Source organism: Larkinella harenae (assembly GCF_054780515.1).
Map to the genome: position 1 here is coordinate 85,153 of NZ_BAAGWE010000009.1, position 23,369 is coordinate 108,521.

Sequence of the window (23,369 nt, forward strand, 5' to 3'; positions counted from 1 at the left end):
TATCTACCTGCCAAAATCGCTTAAAAAGGAATTTACGGGGACCCTCACAATTCCATTCCGTTTTACCTTAATCAAAGGGTGATAGTCCCCGTTCAGGCGCGTCAGTTTAACATTTCGAATATGGTGTACAATGTCGATGGAAGGATAGGCTTCTCCCAAGCCGAACCCATCCCCTTCCAGAATCTTTTCATAACTCTTTGTGTGCAGGTCCGTAAAACCGTCGCTAAATTCGATCTCTTCCCCTTCTATTTGCAGCGATCGGTACGTACGTCGGTTGGCAAGTTTGATGGGTTCGGGCAATGATCCGTACTCTGTACTCAGAAACCAGCGCACACGGGCCCGTTCCAATTCCAGGTAACCTGCAGCGGTATTTTCTTCACGAACATGAACGATATTCTGCTTTACCGTTCCGAATATCCAGGTGAGCATATCAAAAAAATGCACCCCAATGTTCGTGGCAATACCACCAGATTTTGCTGGATCCCCCTTCCAACTTATGTTGTACCATTTCCCACGGCAGGTAATATACGCCAGGTCCAGATCGTAAATTTTGCCAACGGGTCCCTGGTCCACCCGCTCTTTCAAACGGATTAAACTTGGGTGCAACCTGAGTTGTAAAATATTGTTAACTCGCTTACCGGTTTCCTGCTCCATTTCGGCTAATCCCTCAATGTTCCAGGGGTTCAACACGAGTGGTTTTTCACAAATGACATCGGCCCCATTACGCAAGCCAAACCGAATATGGGCGTCGTGAAGGTAATTAGGGCTACAAATCGCCAGGTAGTCAATCGAATCGCCATCCCGTCGAATTTTATCGACGTGCCGATCAAACCGCTCAAACTCAGTAAAGAAATCCGCATCGGGGAAAAAACTATCCATAACGCCTACCGCATCGAATTTGTCGAAAGCCGTTACGAGTTGGTTACCCGTATCCTTGATAGCTCTCAGATGGCGAGGTGCGATATAACCTGCCGCACCGATCAGAGCAAACTTTTTCATGAGCGAAAAAAATAGAAGCGATTTAGGCGATGGCCATAACCTTGCCTTCTTTCAGTACGTAATCAGTTTCACTTTCCGGGCAGGTTGCACGACCTAGCGAGTCAAAAAATAGTCGATGCCCGTATTCACTGACCCACCCTAGTTGACGGGCCGGATTTCCAACAACCAAGGCGTATGGTGGCACGCTTTTGGTCACAACAGCACCCGCGCCAATAAAAGCGAATTCACCAATATCATTTCCGCATACAATCGTCGCATTCGCGCCAATACTAGCTCCTTTGCCCACGCGGGTACTAAGGTATTGGCCCCGCCGGTTGATCGCGCTACGTGGATTTATGACGTTCGTAAATACCATAGAAGGTCCCAAAAACACGTCATCCGCGCAAATGACTCCCGTATAGATTGACACATTGTTCTGAACTTTCACGTTATTACCCAAAATAACATGCGGAAATATAACCACATTCTGGCCAATATTACATTTTGCTCCAATAATGCACGCTGGCATAATGTGTGAAAAATGCCAAATACAGGTGTCTTCGCCTATTTCACAGCCTTCATCAACAACCGCTGTTGGGTGAATAAAAACCTTTTCCACTTTTCTCCCTATCCTCGTTTTACAAGTCGGCTCAACCAACCGTTTTGAGTCACCTTTTCCTCATAATAGCCGCCGTATCCATAGCCATATCCGTACTCAGCGGAATTCTTATAATTGACTCCGTTGAAAATTATGTTCAGTGATTTAAAGACCCCTTTCCTATTTAGATCAGAAATCGTATTTAGGTATAAACGGGGCGTTCTTTCGTGACGAACCAGATAAAAACACACGTCGGTAAAAGAAGCTAAAAGGGTTGCATCGGTCACAAGCCCTACCGGCGGGGTGTCAACGATAACAAAGTCAAAAGACTTTCTTAAGGAATCAAATAAGTATTTTACTCGGCCGTTGGCGATTAGCTCAGAAGGATTTGGAGGGATTGGACCACTGGGTATAATGTAGACATTATTGGTACTGGTCGTTTGTATAACATCTTCAATATCCGCTTTTCCGATCAGGTAATTTGAGAGTCCCGTCATGTTACTCACCTGAAGATATTCCTGAACCTTCGGTTTTCGTAAGTCAAAGCCTAAAATCACAACTTTTTTATCAAGGAAAGCTAATGACGCTGCTAAGTTAATCGCGACAAAACTTTTGCCCTCTCCGCTGGAAGACGAAGTGATGAGTACCGTCTTTCCTACGTCTTCCTGTGTTTCATGAAATAAATACTGAAGGTTTGACCGGAGCATTCGAACTTGCTCGCTAACAAAGCTACGGCTTTTGATATCAATGACTTCTCCTTTGTCACTTCTATCTTTCACACCTATTTCAGCAAAGACCTCTAATCCTGTTTTTCGTTCAATCTCTTTTTTTGACTGAACCGTATTTGTCAACGATTCTTTAGCAATAATTAGGGCAATTGGCACGGCTATACCCAATAATAGCGCTACCAAATATATATTCTGAGTATTAGGTCGGATCGGATCGCCAGTTGTGTAAGGAGCGTCAACAATACGACTATCTGTAACAGCGGACGCATAAGATAAGGCCGTCTCTTCCCTCGTTTTAAGCAATAATAAATACAAATCCTCTTTTATATTGGCCTGCCGTTTAATACCAACAAACTCTCTTTCTTTTCTTGGTATCGATGAAATGGAAGCCTCTAATCTATTATTCAAATCAATTAAACTCTTTTTAGAAACATTTAAACTAGCTTTCTGATTGATTAAGTTTTCATTAATGGCCTGTTTCACATTCCGCATTTGAGACAGAATCGTTTCTAAATAGGGATTACCGGGCTGAACGGTCTGCGCTAATTTACTACGTTCGATCTCAAGTTTCGAGAGCTGTTCAATGTAGGAATTTAAGACAGGATCAGATACGCCCATCATAGTAGCCGGGGCCACTATACCCACTTGAGCACTATTTAAATATTTTTCGATTCCATCTAATACTTTTAATTGAATCTCTAATTCATTGAGTTTTGAATCATTCTCTTCTACCTTACCTAAAAAAAGATTAGCCTCAGAGCTTAAATCATTCACCCCTTTTTTCCTCCGATAACTTTCGACATTTTGTTCAACATCCCCAAGCTCTGCTGTAACTAATTTTAATCGTTCCTCAATAAAACGAAGGGTATTTGTGGCCTCCCGATTCTTGTCTTCCAATGATAAGAATGTATATTCATTCAGCAACTTACTCAAAATATCGATTCCTTTTATAGGAACTGAAGTCTCAAGACCTAATGAGATGAGCGTAGTTTTAGGGTTTAATAGCGATATCTGGAGTCCATGAATCAAGTCATTTACCAAGAAGTCTTTCTTTTGAAATACAACCTTAACAATAGCATCATTAGTTTTAAACTTTTCTCGGTTAAAGACGCGAAATTTACCGTATTTAGAACTCACTAATTGGCTGTAATGAAAGGCACCTATTTCAACTTGATCATGATCCAACAATTTGTATTTAGTAGCAGATTCACTCTTTATATATAATGGATTATCATATGCAAAGTCAGAAATATTCGATGCATTCAGAACAATAGGACTCGTGGTATGTAACTCATTATCACGAGCCTTAGCTTCTTTCCAATACGTAACTTCTAAATTTAAATCCTCAACAATTTTTTTACTCAGTGCTCTAGATTTTAAAACCTCAATTTCATTTTCAACTAATTTGCTTCGACCACCCATATCCAGTTTCTCAAGCACCTCTGTATTCATCTTCTTATCATCTTTAATAAGAAGCGTTGCGCTTACTTGGTAAATAGGAGTATATTTCTTTAGGTAGATATAAGCACATGCAATACTTATAATTAACGACAACGCTATCCAATACCAGTACCTAATGTACTTATAAAAGTAACTTAGAATATCGCTGTCATCTCCTTCAGTAAATAGTTGCTCAACGCTACTCATGGGTTATACAAACAGTTATTAGAAACGAGATATTAAATAAACAAATGACAACAAGGTCGTTGTTAAGCTTAAGTATATAGGAGCGCGCTGCGCAAACAAGCTTTTCTGATCTTGTTGCTTCGGAATCATTTTTTCTTTCGTAGGTTCAACATATATAATATCATTATTTTGTACAAAAAAATATGGAGACATAAAAATATCTCTGGTATGAAGATTTACTTTTCCAATTTCTCGTTTACCTCCTCTATCTCTTATAACCGTAATACTATCTCGTTTACCATAAATTGACAAATCACCCGCAACGGTTATCGCTTCTATCAAAGTAGTTTTATCGTTAAGTAAATTGAAAATACCAGGATTTCCGATCTCACCCAGAACCGTGAACTTATGGTTCATATACCGAATATTTACTGCCGGATCTTTTAAGGTTTTTTCAACTTCAATCCGAATCTTTTCTTCGGCCTGCTGAAGGGTCATTCCTTCTAATTTTTGTTTCCCAATAAGTGGCATTGAAACAGTACCCAACGAGTCGACTGGATACCCCAAAGGCTGTGTACCAACACCCGCCGTGCCTGGCGAAAACGACGCTAAGGGTAAGGAACTAATGTTATAGAAATTAAGAACTTCGTTAGATTCCTTATTCAAACTGCTAACGATGATCCCTAAAATATCTCCTTTTTGAATTGTCGATACAGGGGGGATAGCGGTTTCAACAAGTACGGGGTAAATAGAATCGTTACTCTGAAAATATTCTAATTGAGGTGGAAGTTGTTTTGTGGTAACACAAGATGAAAGATAGAATACGTGTACAAAAAAGAGGAAAATATATAAAGTATTCTTACAAAAGAATTTTTTACCCATTTCTATAAGCATAAACAAGTGATCTAAATACGCACTATAGTTAGTTGGCTGTAAATTATCGATGGCTTCGCCCGTTCAGTCCCATACCCTGGTAACCTATAAATAAATGAATTAATAATATGGGAATGGGGAATTGTATTAATACGTTTGATTAGCGAAGTAATTAATAAGATCCTCCACTAATGCATTGTATACTACACAAAACAATACTGAAAGCTTTATCAAATAACTTTCGCTGAATAAAACATAGAAATCAAACTTTCGACATTCGATGTGGGTGTTTTGTTGTAACCCTTTTCTGCAGATGTAAATGAATTCATCCGTATTGAAACTTATCCGTTACGTATCCGATTATTTTCCGTTCAGCTTTTACGCAATGCAGATTTTGGCACTCTTCATTCAAAAGTCTTTCAAGTCAACGGTGGTATATTTTGTTAGCCAAACAAAAATTACACCAAAAGCTTCGTTTGTCCTGTCAATTTGTATACTTTTTTATATTGAAGTATTGTTTTACCGTATGACAGATGTAATCCAATTGCAATTCCGACAATTCCGTATGGATTGGAAGAGAAACAACACGTTGACATAGCTCCTCTGTTACAGCCAAGTCACCAATGACCCGCCCTACCCCTTGATAAGCCTTTTGTTTTGCTAAAGAAATAGGATAATATACCATACTTGGAATGTGCTTCTCAAGGAGAAAAGCCCTTAGTCTATCGCGGTCACGCGCAGGAACCTTTAACGTATATTGGTGGAATACATGGGTTGAGTAAGGCACGCGTCCTGGGAGTTCAATGGCTGAGACATCTTCAAATGCCTGATCATACCAGGTAGCAGCCCGTTGGCGAGCTGCTGTATAGGCATCTAAATAATTTAATTTTTCAAGAAGTACAGCGGCTTGCAGTGTATCCAGCCGAGAATTGATACCGACTACATCATGCTTGTATTTCTGGCTTTGTCCGTGGTTTGCAATTTGACGTACACGGTCCGCTACCGCAGGATCATTGGTAAAAACGGCTCCTCCGTCGCCAAAACAGCCGAGGTTTTTAGAGGGAAAAAAAGAAGTAGTTCCTACGTTGCCTAAACAACCTGCCGACCTAACCTCCCCATGACTAAAGGTATACTGAGTTCCAATGGCTTGAGCGGTATCCTCAATTACTACCAGATCGTTATATTGGCAAATTTTTAAAATTGATTCCATATCGGCACACTGGCCGAACAGATGCACAGGAACGACCGCCCGTGTCTTTTTCGATACCGCTTTCTCTATCTCTTGTACCGCAATGGTAAAGGTAACCGGATCAACATCAACCATTACCGGCACCAACCCCAGCAGCGCAATAACTTCAGCTGTAGCTACGTAAGTGAATGCCGGCACAATAACTTCATCGCCTGGTTTAAGATTCAAAGCCATCATGGCCAATTGCAGAGCATCGGTGCCATTCGCGCAGGAAATCACCCTCTGTACCCCTAGATACCCGGACAAGGCCTGCTCAAATTGCCCGACTTGGGGACCATTAATAAAAGTTGCATCATCAACACAACGCTGCATGGCAGTATCGATTGCCACTTTATTACGCAAGTATTGTTTCTTTAAATCAACCATTTGGATGGTGTCATCCACCCCTGAATAAGTACCCATACGTACGAAACAGCTACTTGACTTCGATTACTTTCTTTTTCCGAATCATGATTTGCATTTTCAACCTGAACGACTGCTGAGGTGTTTTACAAGTCGTTTGAACCCAGTGCATCGCGCTCAGTCATTGGCTCCTGGCTTTGTTTACTACTATATTTTTAAGAATTTTCCCCAGGTAGGTCAAGTCGGTTTTGAGTGGATTTTTCTCGTAAGCTTCCAGATACATTAATTCTGATTGAACAATCTCATCAAGGCCTTTTGGCAAATCGGCATAAAAAGGCGGCAATAAACCCGGTTTGTGTTTACATCGAATTGCCCGAAGGCGTTCAGGATACAGATTAAAATAATGTTCACTAATGGGCCGTACACCAATGAGTTTGATATCGCCTTTCAGAAGATTATACAGCATGGGCAGTTCATCAATCCAGTATTTTCGAATGAGCCTCCCTCCCGTACTAACCCGGAAATCATTTTTGAATTTTCCGCCCGTGTCCAAACCCTGGGTTTTATGCACATATTCCTGAGCATACTCGGCGTAGGGATGCATGGACCGAAGTTTGTAGATCGTTATCGGTTTATTTTCTTTCCCTACGCGTTTCATGGTGAATAAAAAACCTTCGCTAGGGGGGGAAAGACTAACGCTGGGCCTATACGAGGGGTGGGGCTTGGTCACGAAATACGTCTCCTGATCGGTTTCCATGAGCTGGACAATTTCAAACCCGTGAAAAATCAGTCTTCCCATTACCTCAGCCTTCGACATATCAACAGCGATATGGAGCAGTCGGCATACTTTTCGGAAGCCTTTTAATTTAGGTAGCACTCGATGGCCAAGGAAGTGAAACGGGTAATAAGCCGTAAACAGAAAATTCGAGTATCTGCTTTTGATCAGTGATTTGATATTTTCAGCCGTGGTAATTTTGAACGCAAAATAATGATTGGGTGACAACCCTTCCCGCACTTGTTCAAACAGGTGACTCGGATTATCTGCCTTCAGAAGCAATTTATCTAAATACACATGCTGACGGGTAGGTGGGACCTGATGCTTCGCAATCGTGGAATGAGTAATGGACTGCCACTGTTCAATCGGAGCCAGCTTTGCCAGAAATTGGACAAGGTCAGGCTCAGGCTTGATAGGATCAGAAGCCTCACACACCGTTTCTTCCGGGGCAGGTTGAGTTTGGTGGTACGCTAATTCGGATTCGGTGGAAAGCGCAGTAGAGGGTATTATCATAATCCGTAAGATCCAATTGCTAATTCGATTCCGATTGAAAGATCAGTGACACTTCAACATAGTTGAAAGCCCCTTTATAGCTGCTGCTCGTGCCTTATATCCCAGGCTGTTATAGTGGTTTCTAATATAGTACAAGCGGGTAAAAAGACACAATATATTGTATTAAACCACCTGTTTCCTTTACGGAGATACGTTTTCATTTAACGAATTCAATTCCATAAGTGAATAAACTTAAGAGATTTTCTAAGTACCTATTACAAGGAAATATAGCAAACTAAACCAGCAAATAAGTCACTAAACAACATCAATCGGTAACATTTTAAAATTCATACTTTACATAAATTTATGTTACCAATAAGAGTAAATGTTAATTTTAAGTATCTAAGTTTGCAATAATCATTCACAAAACTTATACCTTTAACAAATACTGTTACTTTCTAGTATTCTAATCAAATATCAGACCTAATTTTTCATTTTTAACATAACTTATCCTACTGATAGCAACCGTTATCTCTCTTCCGTTATGACTCCATACTTAAATCGCATTAATTGGGTTTCCTCAACTTGTTTTACTATTCAATGGGTAACTTGCTTTATAACCCAACGAACTGCTTTTTTGGGCCCTTTTAACTGATAACTATTCTCCGCTGACTCGGTTTACCTGAGTACGATTACTCCAAATTCCATTTCGCGGCTATCGCACAAGTAAAAACCGGACCTTAAGACTTGGAAATGATTACTCAGTTAATTTTTATGAACCTTGGAACCTCGCAAAAAATTTCACAAACTAGATCGGCTCTACCATAAAAGATGACCGCCGGCTTAAGAAGGAGACTCGATGCTCCCTTTTATCTACCGCACGACCACTAAGGTTTTAGCAGCAGGCTACATTTACACAGAAGTTCGGATTGCCTTTGAAACGGATAGATAGAAGTAAACCTATGATTTAGGTTGAGCAAACAAACGATAATACCATATCACAGTACCATTTAACTGAGTACGTATTAAAATGGAGCCATTAAAGATTTTGATTGTCGAAGACCAGCTCATTACCGCCACTGACATCCAAGCTACTATAGAAAGTGCTGGGCATACCGTAACAGCCATCGCCCGAAATACCCAGGAAGCCATTGCGGCTGTCAAGAAAGAACCACCCCATGTAGCATTGATTGCTATCCGGCTCGACGGGATTACGGGCGACGGCATTGATGCCGCCCGCAACTTATTAATCTATCACTCCATGCCCATTATTTATCTCACGGACACTTCAGAACCTACTTATTTTCAGCAAGCTAAAGAAACAATGCCTGCTGCCTACCTATTCAAACCTTTCCGCCATCATGAGCTAATGTTACAGATTGAATTAGCTCATTATAATCACCGGTCACAGAACAGGCAAACAGACAAATTGTTAGTCTCTGAAACCCTTTATTTGCCCATCAATAAAGGGTATAAAAAAATCACCAAAAAAGACGTAATCTATCTTCAGGCCGAAGGAGCATACGTCAAAATTTTTATGATGAATGAAGCCCCTCCCCTCTTGTTAACGATGAATCTGGGTTATGTGGCTCATTATTTTCAAGCATCAAACTTCTATCGGCTATCCCGCTCTCTCATGATCAATTTAGATCATCTAGATCGAATTGAAGGGAATCAACTGTTTATGCTAGACCTTAAAAACTCTTTTACTATTCCAGAAGGAAACCGTAGTGAGTTCTTAAAACGACTGGTCATTGTTCGTACACGCTGACGTAACAGCATCAATGGCCATGAAAACGATTGGGCTTCTCTTGCTTGCAGCCCCATTGCTATTCAGCTAATTTTCAATGATACGCCGCCAAGCACTGCCAACTGACGTATAAAATGTACCGTGGCTTGTTTGGGGATAAGGTAACCTGTTGAATTCAGGTCCGATACGGTAGGGAAATGATAAACAAAACCGGCCATTTTTAACCTGCGAAGCAAGTCCACTGCGTTTCGTTAGAAGAAACAGGAAACCTTCTGTAAAAAACAAAACCCGGTCGCAAGCGACCGGGTTAAAGATAGAACAGAGTTTTCACGCTGGCTCCCATCAGCCTCCTGCAAGACCAGCTGCCTTGTAAGACGTAGCTTATTCAGGAAAGTCACACGCATTGGAGGTGAATACTTACATTTTCTTATATGAAATGGCTACTGGACCTTTTTTAGCATTCTATCAAAACAGCTGCGATTTTTTTGGAACCGAATTGAGTTTTGAGAATCACCTCCTGCATGTCCATCTCACCAACGGGTTATCCGATGCGAAGATTTTCTCCAATTGGCCTCCTGGAATCAGCGACCCTGCTTCGTGGGAAATGGGACCTTACTTTATTCCCAAGGCGCTTTTAGCGGGCCATTGCCTTATTAACTCTGCTTTTTTTCTGCCCCTCCCATAACCACCGTGTTTTTGTAGCAATCGCGAACATCTTTACATGGTTAACTATGGAATCGCCTGACCCACATGCCCTAACCATTACACGGGGAGAAATTGCGGAAATAGACCACCATGACCCACTCCCGTTTTGGCGCAGGTATATTTTTTCTGAAGACCATAAGGTCATTGCCAAACAGTATCTATTCAGCGGTATCTTCTGGGCAATACTGGGCATTCTGCTTTCCATGCTGTTTCGGGTACAATTGGCGTTTCAGAATGCGAAGCTGGATTGGATTCGTCCTCTCTTAGGGAGCTGGATTGACGATAGTGGCAAACTTGATCCTGAATTTTACCTGGCGCTGGTCACGATGCACGGGACGATCATGGTTTTCTTTGTCCTGACAGCAGGGCTGAGTGGCACGTTCTCCAACTTTCTAATTCCGCTGCAAATAGGTGCCCGCGATATGGCTTCCGGGTTTCTGAACATGCTCTCCTACTGGTTTTTCTTTCTGGCCAGCCTCATCATGTTTGGATCCTTATTCGTGGAAACAGGACCGCCCATGGGCGGCTGGACCGTATACCCACCCTTAAGCGCCTTACCCCAGGCGGTTTCAGGTTCAGGAACGGGCATGACGCTTTGGCTGATCAGCATGGCATTTTTTATCGTATCACAGTTGCTCGGCGGGATCAACTACATCACCACGGTGATCAATCTCCGGACACGGGGTATGACCTTCAGCCGACTGCCGTTAACCATCTGGTCCTTTCTGCTAACCGCTGTACTAGGGTTGATTTCGTTCCCAGTTCTGCTTTCCGCGGTTTTACTGTTGATCTTTGACCGCCACTTTGGCACTAGCTTTTACCTGAGCGAAATCTACATTGGCGGAGAGCCCTTGGCACGCGCCGGTGGTTCTCCAGTTTTGTTCCAGCACCTGTTTTGGTTTCTGGGCCATCCGGAAGTATACATTGTGATTTTGCCAGCGCTGGGCATTACGTCAGAGGTTATTTCCGTAAACGCTCGCAAACCCATTTTTGGCTACCGGGCCATGATTGTTTCGATGCTGGGCATCGCCTTTCTTTCGTTCATCGTCTGGGCGCACCACATGTTCGTGTCGGGGATGAACCCGTTCCTAGGCTCCATTTTTATGTTCCTAACGTTGATCATTGCGGTTCCCTCAGCGGTCAAAGCCTTTAATTACATCACAACGTTATGGCAGGGGAACATCATCTTTACACCCGCTATGCTCTTTGCGATTGGGATGGTTTCCTTCTTTATTTCTGGGGGCGTTACGGGAATTGTCCTGGGCAATAGCACTTTGGATATCCAGTTGCACGATACCTATTTCGTTGTTGCTCACTTTCACCTGGTCATGGGGGCTGCATCCGCCTTTGGTCTGTTAACTGGCATCTACCAGTGGTATCCTAAAATGTTCGGACGCATGATCAATTCTACACTGGGGCACATTCACTTCTGGATGACCTTTGTCGGTATTTATTTAGTCTTTTTTCCCATGCATTATCTGGGTATTGCTGGCTTTCCCAGGCGGTACTATGCCTTTACCGCTTTTGAAATGTTTCACAAATACAACGACCTGAATGTATTTATCTCCGTAGCGGCTTTTCTAACTGCGGGTGCCCAGTTGATCTTTCTGTATAATTTCTTTTATAATCTGTTTTGGGGTGAAAAGGCTCCTCAAAATCCCTGGCAGGCCAATACATTGGAATGGACAACGCCCGTTGAGCCGGGACATGGTAATTGGCCGGGCGAAATTCCGCCCGTTTATCGCTGGCCTTATGACTACAGCAAACCGGGTGCCGCTCAGGATTTCATTCCCCAAAATGTGCCCTACTCTTTCACTCCGAAATCAAATTTGCCCCATGAAAATGAATTAATCAAACAGGAAAAAGCAATCGAAACCCAAAATTTTAACGATCAATTCAAACAGCATCATTGAGATACCAAACGAATTACCCTATAATCCGGTGGTACGGAGACCGTTCTGCCAATCCCAGTCATAGGTAACCTACTATCAAATCAGTTATATCATGAAAAAGACCAAGTCAACGGAAGAGGTACGAGCCAGCATTGACGCTGTACCCAAAGGGCACGTAGAAGAAACCAACCCAAAAAAGAAACGGAACGTGCCAAAGGATGGACCCAGTGGAGAAAACACGAAAAATAACGGAGCGCGCGGTGGCGGTTTATGGACCAGTGGTGGCGTTGTCACCTCTGGCGAGAACTACCGGTACCCCGAGGAGGAACAGGGCGATAAATGATGGGAGATTTCCGCCGAGAGCTGAAGCTTTAATTAACTAAAAACGCGTGTCAAGTAAATGGATTGAGGGTGGCGGATTCTGATGATACCGTGAACGACAACGCCAATACGGGTTGGATAACGGCGATTGGAAGCCGCCCTTCCCGTTCCAATCGCCGGCGGAATAGACCCGCAATAAGGAGGCAGCGCATATTGCCAAACGAAGGCAGCAGAACGGCTATCCGACGCCCTTTTGATTGGGTAAACACGACTAAGTTGGCTGCTTTAAATCGACGATTTGCTATGTATACCATCGCCATACACGGAGGTTCTGGAACCATTACCCGGTCTGAAATTACACCCGAACAAGAAAACGCTTTCCGATTGGGTCTGAATGATGCCCTGGATGCCGGATACCATATTCTGGCCCGGGGCGGTTCAGCCCTGGATGCAGTAGAAGAGTCCGTCAGGAGTCTGGAGGGAAATGAACTCTTCAATGCCGGCAGAGGGGCGGTTTTTACGGCCGAAGGCAAGCACGAGCTCGATGCGTCGATCATGTGCGGTCGATCGCTAAAAGCCGGAGCTGTGGCCAGTGTAACCAACATCCGCAATCCCATCACGCTAGCCAGGACCGTCATGGAGCAATCGGAAAATGTCTTGTTACTGGGAGACGGAGCAAAAACCTTCGCTCAAGACCATAATTTGACGCTTGAACCGGATGAGTACTTTTTTCCGGATGAGTACTTTTTTCCGGAATTGCGCTTTCGGCAACTCAAAGAAGCCCAAAAAGCCAATAAAACGCAGTTGGATCACAGCAAAAAAAATACCGGGAAAGGAACGGTCGGGGCAGTGGCGCTTGATAAGCATGGCAACCTGGCTGCTGCCACCTCAACGGGAGGATTAACGAATAAAAATACGGGCGCGTGGGTAACACGCCGGTCATCGGGGCCGGAACATACGCCAACGACGAAACCTGCACGGTGCCGTGTACAGGTTATGGTGAGTTTTTTATCCGGGCCGTTCGTCCGGTATCACTTCGATGACAATGTTCCTGTTGACGGTTTGAATACCTTCCTGAAGTAATTTAACAATCTGTTCGCGGTCGCGTCCACGAGTGTCGTCATCCAACCGAATGATGATTTCGTCAAAAATCCCGGCTGCGACCTGGCCGAGCAAAGTGAGATCATGATCACGCCGGTCGCCCACGCCCGTAAGAATACCCACTTTACGGGATAATCCGGTTTGTTGAATGAAATTGCCCAGGGCCGCCAAACCGTGCGCGTTATGTGCATAGTCCACCATAACGCTAAACTGCTCGAATTGGAACAGATTCATTCGACCCGGCGTATTTTGGGGAGAAGGCACAAAGGTCCGTAAACCAGCCGCGATTTTGCTGGCGGGTAGGTTAAAACAATAAGCGGCTAAGGTGGCCGCCAGAATGTTCTCGACCATACACAACGCTTTTCCGTCGAAAGAAAGAGGAATTCGGCTGACATGTTCGACCTGAACGTTCCAATTTCGATGACGAATGGTGATAAAACCGTCTTCATAGACAGCCGCCAGCCCATTATTGGCACAGTGTGAACGAATTCTGTCACTTTCCGGATTCAAGCTAAATAGCGCGACATGACAAGCCAGGTTATCCCGCATGGCGTACGTATGGTCGTTATCGGCGTTCAGGACCGCATACCCCTTCTTTTTTACGGTTTCAGGAATAATGGATTTGACCCGGGCCATTTCTTCAATGGAGTGGATTCCTTTTAAACCCAGGTGGTCTTCTGCGACGTTGGTAACAATGCCCACGTCGCACTGATCGAAAGCCAGACCCGAACGCAGAATTCCTCCCCGGGCGCATTTCAAAACGGCCGCTTCCACTGTAGGGTCCATCAGAACCTTGGACGCACTGACGGGACCCGTGCAATCGCCTTCCTCCAGGAGATCATCACCGACGTAAATTCCCTCCGTTGTTGTATAACCAACCTGAAGTCCATTCTGACGGAACAGGTGCGCCGTTAACCGAGTTGTCGTTGTTTTGCCGTTAGTACCCGTCACGGCGACCAAGGGAATACCCCCGGGATTATCGCCCGGAAAGAGCATATCGGCGATGGCTTTCCCAACGTCTTGGGGCTGGCCTTCCGAGGGGTGCGTATGCATTCGTAAACCCGGCCCGGCGTTGACTTCAATAACCATTGCCCCCGAAGCACGCAACGGACTTGTAATATGCCGAGCCATCAGGTCAATCCCACAAATATCTAAACCAATGATCCGGGCCGTACGTTCGGCCAGCGCCTTAATTTGGGGATGCACATGGGCGGTCATATCGATTGCTGTTCCTCCCGTACTCAGGTTAGCGGTTTTTTTCAAGGGAGCTCCTGACCAGCTTCCAGAACTGAATCGACAGTCAGTTGGTACTCTGCCAGCAGGTGGAGGGTTGCTTCATCCAGTTTAATCTTAGTTAACAGGTTAACATGTCCCTCTCCACGCCGGGGGTCACGATTCGCCTGATCGACTAACTGCCGAATCGTGGAAAAACCGTCGCCGATGACCCGGGCCGGAACCCGTTTCGCCACGGCATATAGTTTATAATCGATCACCAGCAGCCGGTAATCATCTCCTTCCACGAACTGTTCGACCAGCACCTCCTCACTCTGTTTTTTTGCCAGCAGAAAAGCGGTATACAACGCTTCAACGCTTTGAATGTTAGTCGTAACGCCCCGGCCGTGATTGCCATTCAGCGGTTTGACCACCAGAGGAAAATCCAGGTGTCGGAGCGCATGTTGAAGATCCTTTTCGGAACGGACAACGTTGCCACGGGGTACGGGAATATTGGCATCGCTCAATCGGCGTTTGGTCTCCTGCTAGTTCGCGGCTAGATCAATAGCCAAACCACTGGTCTGACTGCTAACGGTGGCCTGAATACGTTTTTGGCGGGGCCCGTAACCCAGCTGCACCGTCGAGTCCGAATCCAACCGGATAAAAGGCACTCCTTTCCGCAGGCAAGCGTTGACAATGGCCGAAGTGCTGGGGCCTAGCCGTTCCTGTTCATCCAGTTGACGAAGAAACGCAATATCGGCCTGCAAATCATACGCCAGGCCTTCCACAAGCGCCTGCGCAATGTTTACGGCAGATTGCGCTGCGAACAAACCGGCTCGTTCCTGTTGGTAGGCAAATACAACATGGTAGCCCCCATAGTCGCCCGTTGAACGGGTGCGTCCAAAACCACATTCCATCCCCGCCAGCGCTTGAATTTCGAGGGCAATGTGTTCAATAACGTGACCCATCCAGGTGCCGGTTTGCACCCGGTAAAAAAAACCGCCTGGCCGCCCCTCTGAACAGCGGTGTTCATGCAAACTGGGTAATAATTGCTTCAGGCGTTCGTAAAATCCGTCGATGGTATTGGTGGGGGAGTCTTCTAACTGCTCCAGATCCAACGTCATCACAACGAGCTTGGTTCGGCGCACAGACCAATAGCTGGGTCCTCGTAAAGCGCGAATCTCAATGATCTTCATGGTAGGATACTAAATCACGGTACTAACTGGCGTGGAGGGAGAGCTTATGAACGGTTGAGCGAGTAGGGTCCAATCGGATTTTAATAAAGGGGAACGCAGCCCGTAATTTTCGACTGCGTCCCGTTGCACTGCCCAAACCGTTATCGCTGCGTACCATTCCGTGAAGATCCACTGGTGCTCCCCGATGAGGTTCCACTCGGATCATTGTTGTTCTTTTTGTTGGAACGTTTCATCTTTTTGTTATTGCCCGAACCACTGCCCTGCATGGTTCCCTGCCCCATAGCGCCAGAACCCGAATTTAGCTGGGTACCTGAACGGCCATTCCTATTTTGCTGATCAGTACCCGTTGTCGTGGATGTTGTACCGCTTCTCCCTTGGTCCACCGTGCTGGATGTACCCGTTCCGCTGCTTTGGCCCGAGTTACCAGATGACTGCGCACCAGCACCACTCGTCTGTCCGCTTGTCCCGCTACCGCTGGTATTGGGGCGTTGCTGACTGGATGAAGAAGAACTGCTCCCGGCAGTTGACTGCGCTTGCGCATGAAGGCTGGCCATCACCACCACCATCGCTGCTACCCAAACTACTTTTTTCATGGCTTCCTTTGCGTTGCAATTTATTCGTTAAATAATCACATCAACAGGCAGCCATTCGAATAAGTCACCGGGGAAATGCAAAGAGTGAGGATTCGGCCTGCCCGTCTAGGCGATCCTCACCACTGACACCCAGCGCACCATTCGCTCCTCCCTAAAAATCACCTTCCGACCTAAAAAAAGCCCTCACAGCGGTGGAGGGTCGGTGCGTACGGTTCATGGTCTGATTTTCTACGGCCAGACCGTTGCCTTATTTAACGGCTTACAGCCAGCGGGTTTTATTTTTTCGGGGTTAATGCGATGGAAAAGCAACGCGGCTGAGGGGGATTTAAGTCGTGAAAAAGTACCGATTCATTAACGCAGGGTGGAATGGTTAATTTAGGTCTGTTGATCCGGCAGGCACACCAACCCGAAGGCGTATACCTTGTTGGATTTGGCACCTTTTAAGCCGAGGTAATTGCCGGAGACTATTGGGGTGCACCCGCCGAGCGAATGTCAGTGCCGAACGCTCAGCGGGGAAGCTGGAATGAATTCTTGCACCGAACCGGCCCGCAAAACCGGATCGTCTATCTCAATCAATGCTTGAAGCAGACGCTTCGGCCCAACAACGGAGGCAGCGAGCCATTGGCGTAGTGTATGACCCGGCTCATGAACAGGGTCATTATGTACCAACCATTTTACGGCAACGGTATGATAGGTATGTGTTTTTTGATCAGACTCAGGCCCTCCACCCACTACCCATTACTCAGCAAGTTCGAAAAGACCAGACCAAGGCTCCCGCCGGGACGTATGTTCTTATCAATGACTAGATTATCAATCCAAAGTGACGACTAAATGAATGACGAATCTACTTCCAATTTCTGAAGGCCTGACTCCAATGCCAGGAGCCTGACTTAAGGGTGCCTGATGAACAGCGACAATTGGATATCTTTTTAGAAGCGGCCTCACCCGCTGAACCGAAATTTAGAAAACACGATGAAAGAAACAATGAAAGCGGCTCTCAAGACCGCCAATGGTGAGTTTGAAGTAACTGAAGTTGAAATGCCTACCATCCCGCAACCGGACTGGGTTCTGGCCCGGGTTAAAGTAGCGGGAATCTGCGGAACGGACTTGCGACACTGGAAAAAGGAAGAGCCTCACCTGGAATGCAAGATCATGGGCCACGAACTGGCCGGCGAAGTGGTAGAAGTTGGACCGGCGGTTAAGCACGTCAAACCCGGCGACCGAGTCGTGATTGAAACCCTGCTGGGCGACGAGACCTGTGACTGGTGCCGGGTTCAGCAATATAACCTGTGCCCGCACCTCTATGAGGTACGTATGGAAACAATTTCCCGAGCCTTCGCTCAGTATGTAATTGGGCCCGCCAAAAAGTTTTATAAATTACCCGATCAGGTGAGTTACGAAGAAGCGACCTTACTGGACACCTTCTCGGTAAGCTTGCACGCCATCCATCTGAGTGGCATCAAGATTAACGACAAGGTGGCCGTGATTGGTGCCGGCCCGATCGGATTAGGGCAGTTGCAACTGGCAAAATTAAGTGGGGCCGAAGTCATTATTACGGATGTAGTTGATTCATCTCTGCAACTGGCAAAAGAGCTGGGCGCAGATGTTGTGGTAAATACCCAGACGGAAGACAGTTACCAGAAAGTGATGGAATTTACCAATAACCGGGGCGTTGATATTGCTTTTGAATGCGCCGGGGGTCCATCGATGCCCACGACCCTGCCACAAGCGACCTCATTCGCCCGCATCGGCGGAAAAGTCGTGATTGTTGGCGGCTTTGATCCAGGCAAAACCAGCATCGCGTTGGAATGGCAACGTATTCAAATGGCCGAAATCCAGCTCATTCCAAGTGCGAGCTACTCATTCTGGGGCATTGATCCGGAAATGCAGATGTGCCTGGATTTGCTGGCCAAAGGGAAATTAAATGCTCAAAAGTTGATCACTCATCAATTCTCCCTGGATGAAATTAATCAGGCTTTTGAAACGGCTCAAGACAAAGAAAAAACGCATGCCGTCTTTGTGGCGTTAACTATTTGAAGGCACGGTATTGATCTCCCAGATTAGCCCCTAATCACCCGGAAGGTGACCAGCGGGCGTTGCTTTATCTTCTAACGGGAGAGACTGTTCATTAACCTGTGTCAGAAGTAAAAGTTAGCAAAAAACAGTAACGTAATCCATTTTCTTTGGAGCAGAATGGATCAACGATTATACCTCGGACAAACGTTGGAGGTCCCAACATATTGGGCTTTTTGACCCACTAAGTAACGGTCCTCTGGCAAGAACGTTTGTCGTATTTTGCTCATTGTTCCCGAGGTTAAGTGGAGTAAGCATACCGGTAAGCCGGCCGTTTTTACAAGCGATCCGTCGCCACAGTATGTCAAACGCTTCAAGGGGTAAGATAGCCTTCCTTGAGCAGCTGACACCTCTGCTCAATCAAAACCTAAATTTGAAACAGGTCATGAAGCTGGTCCTCTTTGGGAGTGGCCCTAGACTTTATTCCCGCAAAACGAAGTATTTCGCTTGAGTACAGGCTTTACGTCCTTAAAACGCCCAATCGCAGCCCCCCTCTTTTTGGGCTAGTGTGTGGCTCACGCTAGCTCAACATTTGAAAGGGCCAACTATTTTCATTTTTCGTCAGTATATTAGCCCAGCTGGAGCGCCAACAGCCGGCCTTCCTGCCGGATGGCCCCGTTTATTTGCTGTAGTAGAAAAGACGGAATTCCACTTTAAGACCTTTTGCTAAAGAGTTCTTGGAGAGCTGCCGCTGGCAACCCGTTTTGAGCCGATGAAAGATGTATTCAATCAGGTCAGCCTTTGGCACAGTGGTATCAAATCCACGGGTGCCAATTCGAATATCTGGCCAAACCCACCTTCCAATTACCGTCAAAGCTATGCTTATTCTAATCTACTTTATTTGACACTCACATCGCAAATACTAAACTGCCTGGAGACTTTATTCAACCGTCCGAACAGCTTTTGGAAAAACATAAAACCCCTTGCCATTACTAAAACAGTTTTCGGTGCTATTCCTATTATCTATATTTTATCGGGTTTGGCTACTACAGAGGTAGCTGGGCAGACCACCCGAAACCTTTCCACGATTGACGGTCTTCCGCAATCGTTTGTGTCCGGTCTGGAACAGGATAAAGCCGGATTTGTTTGGGTAGGTACGAGAAACGGGCTCGCCCAGTATGATGGGATCACTTTTAAAGTTTTCCAACATAAAAATGCTGACCCCTCTTCACTTGCCTCCAATTTAATTATCAACATTAAAGGATTTCATAATAGCATATGGATCGAGCACGAAACGGGTGTCATTGATCAGCTTGATCCCGTTTCAGAAGAGCTCAAACACTATTCTATTCCGATGAAGTTCACCAGTGGTGCCTTTCTTCGTCGCGCCTGGCTAGCCGACTCCAGGGGTACTATCTGGCGCATCATAGATGGAGCCGGCCTGATCCAATATGGCGCAACACCCAAAATTTACAATAGAAAATCCAATGGGTTTGACAGTGATACACTTTGGGGATTGTGTGAAGGAACCGACGAACGTTTATGGCTATTGACCCAATATGGGCTTAGCAGCCTGGATAGGAAATCAGGTAAGGTTGAAAATTATGGATCACCACAACTGCCCGATTTTCATGATTACCGCAATGCAGTCCGTTTCCCCGTGGGGCTGCATCAACGAAAGAATGGCGATTTGATGTGGGCTGACCGAAAATTCCTGTATTTTTTTTCTGTTTCCCGAAAGATGTTTTCGAAGAAAATCCGTTTTACCTCGCCGAGTGACCGTGGGGTAACCTGGATACGCACGGGAGCTGACGGGAGCGAGTATTTCGAGCGGGGGAGCGCGATTTACCGGTACAACGATCAAACGGGTCTAAAGTTGGTTTATGGCCAAACCGAAGTGGACAAAGATCCCATTCAATCGTTTTTAGTGGACCAGTCGGGTTTGGTTTGGCTGGGCACCAATGCCCACGGAATCACCCAGGTAGACCTTACTACGCCCTTTTTTCCATCCTTTCCGGTCAGGGACGGTTTTGCCGGCGATATCCTGCAAAAGGAATTTAAGCAGTCATTATCGGGCTTGTTTACCTGGGGGCCCAGGGACCAGCGTTTTGCGGCATCGGGATACCATCTGCGTTCGGTGTATGATCAATCCGGGATGCTCTGGATGGGTTTAAAGGAACAGGTTGTTCGCTACGACACGGCTGCCAAAACCTTTTCGAAGCTTCCCCGGCTAACCCAGGTATCCAATCCGGCTGAAAGCGGAATTGGAATCAAGGGGCTGACCGTGAGTCCCGAGGGCGCACCCGTTGTGATCGGGTATAACCTGAACGTGTTGATTTACAATCAAACCAAAGCAACGTGGGACTGGCTGGTGCCACCCGGAAAGATCGGCCTTCAAGTTGGCACCAAGCTTACCCCTCAGGACATCGCGATGGATGCCGAGCGCATCTGGATCACAACTGAGATGGACGGATTACTCTTTATTGAACGTAAAACGGGTCAGATCAGGCAACTTAGGTATACCCAGGCTCCCGGGAGCTTGCCGACCAACCAGTTACTGGGGTTGAAGTCCGATCCGTCGAGGCCCGATTTACTTTGGATCGGTAGCCGTAATGGCCTGATTAGTTTGAACAAAAAAACGCTCAAAGCAGCGATCTTCAACACCGGGACCGGTCTGCCAGACAACACCATCTATACCCTGCTGACCGACCATTACGGTAACTTGTGGTTTGGAACCAACAAAGGGCTCTGCATATTCAGCCCGATTACGCACAAAGTTAGGGTTTTTCAGACCCGGCATGGCTTGCTGGAAGACGAATTCAACCGGTTTCACCAGTTAATGTTGCCGGATGGTCGCCTGGCATTTGGCGGGACGCATGGCTGGACCGTCTTTGATCCGGATAAGATAAAAGACGATGTTTACCAACCTTCGATTGCATTAACGGCGCTTAAAATCAACAATGAGACCATAACACCATCCGCAGACGGGTTGCTTACAAAACCGGTCAATGCGGCCCGGGAACTCGTGTTGCCCTACGATCAAAACACGGTTACCTTTTTCTTCGCAGGGCTGCAGTTCAATCAGCCGCAGGATTTGCGATACCGGTATCAATTGTCAGGATATGACAATGACTGGGTAAATTCGGGGCAAATATCCTTTGCAAACTACACAAAAATTCCGCCCGGCAGCTATGAGTTTTCGGTCAATGCCAGTAATACGGCTGGGCGCTGGAGCAAAGAAATAAAGAAACTCGTCATCATCGTTCGGCCGCCCTGGTGGCAGACCTGGTGGGCGTATCTGATTTATGCTTTGGTGATCGGCAGTAGCCTATGGTATTGGCTGCGTCTGCAGTTAGCCCGAATAGAGCAACGCAAAGCCGCTGAACTCAAGAAACAAGAAGCCCAGCAGCTCCGGGCTCTGGTGGAACTCAAGGAGCGTTTCTTTACCAATGTCACCCACGACTTCCGGACCCCGCTGACGTTGATCCTTTCACCCTTGGCCCCGTTAATCCGGAAATACACCGGGACGGAAGACGAGGGCAAATTGCTGTCCATTAAAAGAAATGCCGAACAAGTATTGGCCCTGATCAATCAGCTGCTGGACTTTTCAAAACTCGACGCCAAGATGTTGGCCGTGGACGAGTCGGCAGGTGATCCTGGCCTATTCGCGGAAAATATACTTGATTTGTTTCGGGAAGAAGCGGCTAAAAAAGGCATCGCAGTCAAGTTCAGCAATCAGCTGCAGGGGCATTTCTGGTTTGACGGCCCTAAGTTGGAACGGGTTCTGAGCAATCTGATCGGAAATGCGATAAAGTTCACCCCTGCCGGTGGAGCAATCACGATGGCCGTAGCGGCAGCATGCGAGTATATTCAGTACTCGGTTGCGGATACCGGCATTGGCATCCCCACCGACCAGATGGCGTCTATATTCAAGCGGTACTATCAGGTACATGAGAACGATAGTCAGACCGTTAAGGGCAGTGGCATAGGACTGGCGCTCGTCAAGGAGCTGGTTGAGATGCAGCAGGGGCATATCGAGGTTGAAAGCCAGCCTGGAAAAGGCACTACCTTCCGCATTTTCATGCCTTACCGCCCCGCAGAACCGGTTGATGTAACCCTTTTGAATGCTGGGCTGCACGAATCATTGGATATACCTGTCCTGGAAACCGAGCAAATCCACATTCTGCTTTTGGAGGACAATACCGAGTTAGCCGATTTAATTGCCGGTAGCTTACCAGGCCACTATAGTATCGACCGGGCAGTTAATGGAGCGGATGGTCTCAAAGTAGCATTGGAGACCATTCCTGACCTGATCATCAGCGATGTCATGATGCCGGTGATGGACGGATTTGAATTCTGCGAACAAGTAAAACACCACGAACAAACCTGCCATATCCCGGTAATCCTGCTGACGGCAAAAGTGGCCTTTGAAAGCCGCATGCAAGGACTGAGGACGGGAGCTGACGACTATTTGACCAAACCGTTTCATGTACCGGAGCTGAACCTGCGGGTTTATAATCTGCTGGAACGCCAGCGCCGGTTGCGCGCACACATCCAGAAGCAGCTCAGCTCACCTTCTGCCGAGTCCGGGAAAAGCGTCGAACTGGATCCGTTTTTAACAAAATTCTATGCAGTGATTGACCAGGACCTTGACGACTCTTCGGTGAGCGTGGAGCAACTGGCGTCGCGGATGAACATGAGCAGATCCCAGTTGCACCGCAAAATGCGGGCCGTGGCGGGTATGCCCGTCAGTGATTTGGTCAGAAATTTCCGACTGACCAGAGCCGCTGCCTTTCTCAAAGAAGGATTTAGCAGTTCAGAATCCGCTTACAAAGCCGGGTTTGATAGTCCGGCCTATTTCACTAAATGTTTCCGGGAATTCTACGGAGTCACACCATCCGACTTTATAAATAGCACTTTTTAAA

General features: G+C 46.3%; 17 protein-coding genes and 2 pseudogenes. 9 read left to right on the forward strand and 10 right to left on the reverse strand.

What is annotated here, in order from left to right; all coding sequences use genetic code 11:
- Positions 1–3: 3 nt before the first annotated feature.
- From ACYVH9_RS27190 to ACYVH9_RS27215, 6 genes are all read right to left on the reverse strand, one after another.
- A complete protein-coding gene (locus ACYVH9_RS27190; protein ID WP_460639587.1) occupies positions 4–999 on the reverse strand; it encodes a Gfo/Idh/MocA family oxidoreductase in 996 nt (331 codons plus the stop codon).
- A 22-nt stretch (positions 1,000–1,021) separates the two neighbouring features.
- The gene (locus ACYVH9_RS27195) at positions 1,022–1,597 is read right to left on the reverse strand and encodes an acyltransferase (RefSeq protein ID WP_460639588.1); all 576 of its coding nucleotides are present in this window, start codon (positions 1,595–1,597) and stop codon (positions 1,022–1,024) included.
- A gap of 8 nt (positions 1,598–1,605) precedes the next feature.
- Entirely contained in the window at positions 1,606–3,951 is a 2,346-nt protein-coding gene (locus ACYVH9_RS27200) for a GumC family protein (protein ID WP_460639589.1), read from the reverse strand.
- Between the two features lie 18 nt (positions 3,952–3,969).
- The gene (locus ACYVH9_RS27205; RefSeq protein WP_460639590.1) at positions 3,970–4,824 is read right to left on the reverse strand and encodes a polysaccharide biosynthesis/export family protein; all 855 of its coding nucleotides are present in this window, start codon (positions 4,822–4,824) and stop codon (positions 3,970–3,972) included.
- Between the two features lie 463 nt (positions 4,825–5,287).
- On the reverse strand, positions 5,288–6,454 hold the full coding sequence (locus tag ACYVH9_RS27210) for a DegT/DnrJ/EryC1/StrS family aminotransferase (protein WP_460639591.1): 1,167 nt from the start codon (positions 6,452–6,454) through the stop codon (positions 5,288–5,290).
- Between the two features lie 121 nt (positions 6,455–6,575).
- Positions 6,576–7,682 (reverse strand): sugar transferase, encoded by a 1,107-nt coding sequence (locus tag ACYVH9_RS27215; RefSeq protein WP_460639592.1) that lies wholly within the window; start codon positions 7,680–7,682, stop codon positions 6,576–6,578.
- A 1,009-nt stretch (positions 7,683–8,691) separates the two neighbouring features.
- Between ACYVH9_RS27215 and ACYVH9_RS27220 the strand changes: the two genes are divergently transcribed.
- From ACYVH9_RS27220 to ACYVH9_RS27235, 4 genes and pseudogenes are all read left to right on the forward strand, one after another.
- Positions 8,692–9,432: a response regulator transcription factor gene (locus tag ACYVH9_RS27220; protein WP_460639593.1), complete on the forward strand. Its 741-nt coding sequence runs from the start codon at positions 8,692–8,694 to the stop codon at positions 9,430–9,432.
- Positions 9,433–10,142: 710 nt separating this feature from the next.
- Positions 10,143–12,029, forward strand: a complete 1,887-nt coding sequence (locus ACYVH9_RS27225) for a cytochrome c oxidase subunit I (RefSeq protein ID WP_460639594.1) — start codon at positions 10,143–10,145, stop codon at positions 12,027–12,029.
- Positions 12,030–12,120: 91 nt separating this feature from the next.
- Positions 12,121–12,351: a hypothetical protein gene (locus tag ACYVH9_RS27230; protein WP_460639595.1), complete on the forward strand. Its 231-nt coding sequence runs from the start codon at positions 12,121–12,123 to the stop codon at positions 12,349–12,351.
- 281 nt (positions 12,352–12,632) lie between these two features.
- Positions 12,633–13,372, forward strand: a pseudogene (locus ACYVH9_RS27235) (isoaspartyl peptidase/L-asparaginase family protein).
- Here ACYVH9_RS27235 and ACYVH9_RS27240 read toward each other — a convergent pair.
- From ACYVH9_RS27240 to ACYVH9_RS27255, 4 genes are all read right to left on the reverse strand, one after another.
- Positions 13,338–14,693 (reverse strand): Mur ligase family protein, encoded by a 1,356-nt coding sequence (locus ACYVH9_RS27240; RefSeq protein ID WP_460639596.1) that lies wholly within the window; start codon positions 14,691–14,693, stop codon positions 13,338–13,340. The pseudogene ACYVH9_RS27235 and the gene ACYVH9_RS27240 sit on opposite strands and share 35 nt — an antisense overlap.
- Positions 14,690–15,169 carry an ATP-grasp domain-containing protein gene (locus ACYVH9_RS27245; protein ID WP_460639597.1) on the reverse strand — a complete coding sequence of 160 codons (480 nt, stop codon included), beginning with the start codon at positions 15,167–15,169 and terminating at the stop codon, positions 14,690–14,692. Before ACYVH9_RS27245 ends, ACYVH9_RS27240 begins: the two co-directional genes overlap by 4 nt.
- Before the next feature lie 18 nt (positions 15,170–15,187).
- A complete protein-coding gene (locus ACYVH9_RS27250) occupies positions 15,188–15,838 on the reverse strand; it encodes a cyanophycin synthetase family protein (protein WP_460639598.1) in 651 nt (216 codons plus the stop codon).
- Positions 15,839–15,978: 140 nt separating this feature from the next.
- On the reverse strand, positions 15,979–16,431 hold the full coding sequence (locus ACYVH9_RS27255; RefSeq protein WP_460639599.1) for a hypothetical protein: 453 nt from the start codon (positions 16,429–16,431) through the stop codon (positions 15,979–15,981).
- A 489-nt stretch (positions 16,432–16,920) separates the two neighbouring features.
- Here ACYVH9_RS27255 and ACYVH9_RS27260 point away from each other — a divergent pair, with 489 nt between their 5' ends.
- From ACYVH9_RS27260 to ACYVH9_RS27280, 5 genes and pseudogenes are all read left to right on the forward strand, one after another.
- On the forward strand, positions 16,921–17,061 hold the full coding sequence (locus ACYVH9_RS27260; protein WP_460639600.1) for a hypothetical protein: 141 nt from the start codon (positions 16,921–16,923) through the stop codon (positions 17,059–17,061).
- Entirely contained in the window at positions 17,007–17,237 is a 231-nt protein-coding gene (locus ACYVH9_RS27265; RefSeq protein ID WP_460639601.1) for an erythromycin esterase family protein, read from the forward strand. Before ACYVH9_RS27260 ends, ACYVH9_RS27265 begins: the two co-directional genes overlap by 55 nt.
- A 166-nt stretch (positions 17,238–17,403) precedes the next feature.
- A complete protein-coding gene (locus ACYVH9_RS27270; RefSeq protein WP_460639602.1) occupies positions 17,404–18,468 on the forward strand; it encodes a zinc-dependent alcohol dehydrogenase in 1,065 nt (354 codons plus the stop codon).
- A gap of 748 nt (positions 18,469–19,216) precedes the next feature.
- A pseudogene (locus ACYVH9_RS27275) lies at positions 19,217–19,600 on the forward strand (hypothetical protein); the annotation flags it as partial.
- 198 nt (positions 19,601–19,798) lie between these two features.
- The gene (locus ACYVH9_RS27280; protein WP_460639656.1) at positions 19,799–23,368 is read left to right on the forward strand and encodes a hybrid sensor histidine kinase/response regulator transcription factor; all 3,570 of its coding nucleotides are present in this window, start codon (positions 19,799–19,801) and stop codon (positions 23,366–23,368) included.
- Position 23,369 lies beyond the last annotated feature (1 nt).

Bases quoted from the DNA above. Each gene is read 5' to 3' on its own strand.
- ACYVH9_RS27200 (WP_460639589.1), bottom strand. From the start codon at position 3,951: ATGAGTAGCGTTGAGCAACTATTTACTGAAGGAGATGACAGCGATATT.
- ACYVH9_RS27260 (WP_460639600.1), top strand. From the start codon at position 16,921: ATGTCAGTGCCGAACGCTCAGCGGGGAAGCTGGAATGAATTCTTGCAC.
- ACYVH9_RS27205 (WP_460639590.1), bottom strand. From the start codon at position 4,824: ATGCTTATAGAAATGGGTAAAAAATTCTTTTGTAAGAATACTTTATAT.
- ACYVH9_RS27270 (WP_460639602.1), top strand. From the start codon at position 17,404: ATGAAAGAAACAATGAAAGCGGCTCTCAAGACCGCCAATGGTGAGTTT.
- ACYVH9_RS27280 (WP_460639656.1), top strand. From the start codon at position 19,799: ATGAAGTTCACCAGTGGTGCCTTTCTTCGTCGCGCCTGGCTAGCCGAC.
- ACYVH9_RS27255 (WP_460639599.1), bottom strand. From the start codon at position 16,431: ATGAAAAAAGTAGTTTGGGTAGCAGCGATGGTGGTGGTGATGGCCAGC.
- ACYVH9_RS27210 (WP_460639591.1), bottom strand. From the start codon at position 6,454: ATGGGTACTTATTCAGGGGTGGATGACACCATCCAAATGGTTGATTTA.
- ACYVH9_RS27230 (WP_460639595.1), top strand. From the start codon at position 12,121: ATGAAAAAGACCAAGTCAACGGAAGAGGTACGAGCCAGCATTGACGCT.
- ACYVH9_RS27250 (WP_460639598.1), bottom strand. From the start codon at position 15,838: ATGAAGATCATTGAGATTCGCGCTTTACGAGGACCCAGCTATTGGTCT.
- ACYVH9_RS27265 (WP_460639601.1), top strand. From the start codon at position 17,007: ATGCTTGAAGCAGACGCTTCGGCCCAACAACGGAGGCAGCGAGCCATT.
- ACYVH9_RS27215 (WP_460639592.1), bottom strand. From the start codon at position 7,682: ATGATAATACCCTCTACTGCGCTTTCCACCGAATCCGAATTAGCGTAC.
- ACYVH9_RS27220 (WP_460639593.1), top strand. From the start codon at position 8,692: ATGGAGCCATTAAAGATTTTGATTGTCGAAGACCAGCTCATTACCGCC.
- ACYVH9_RS27190 (WP_460639587.1), bottom strand. From the start codon at position 999: ATGAAAAAGTTTGCTCTGATCGGTGCGGCAGGTTATATCGCACCTCGC.
- ACYVH9_RS27225 (WP_460639594.1), top strand. From the start codon at position 10,143: ATGGAATCGCCTGACCCACATGCCCTAACCATTACACGGGGAGAAATT.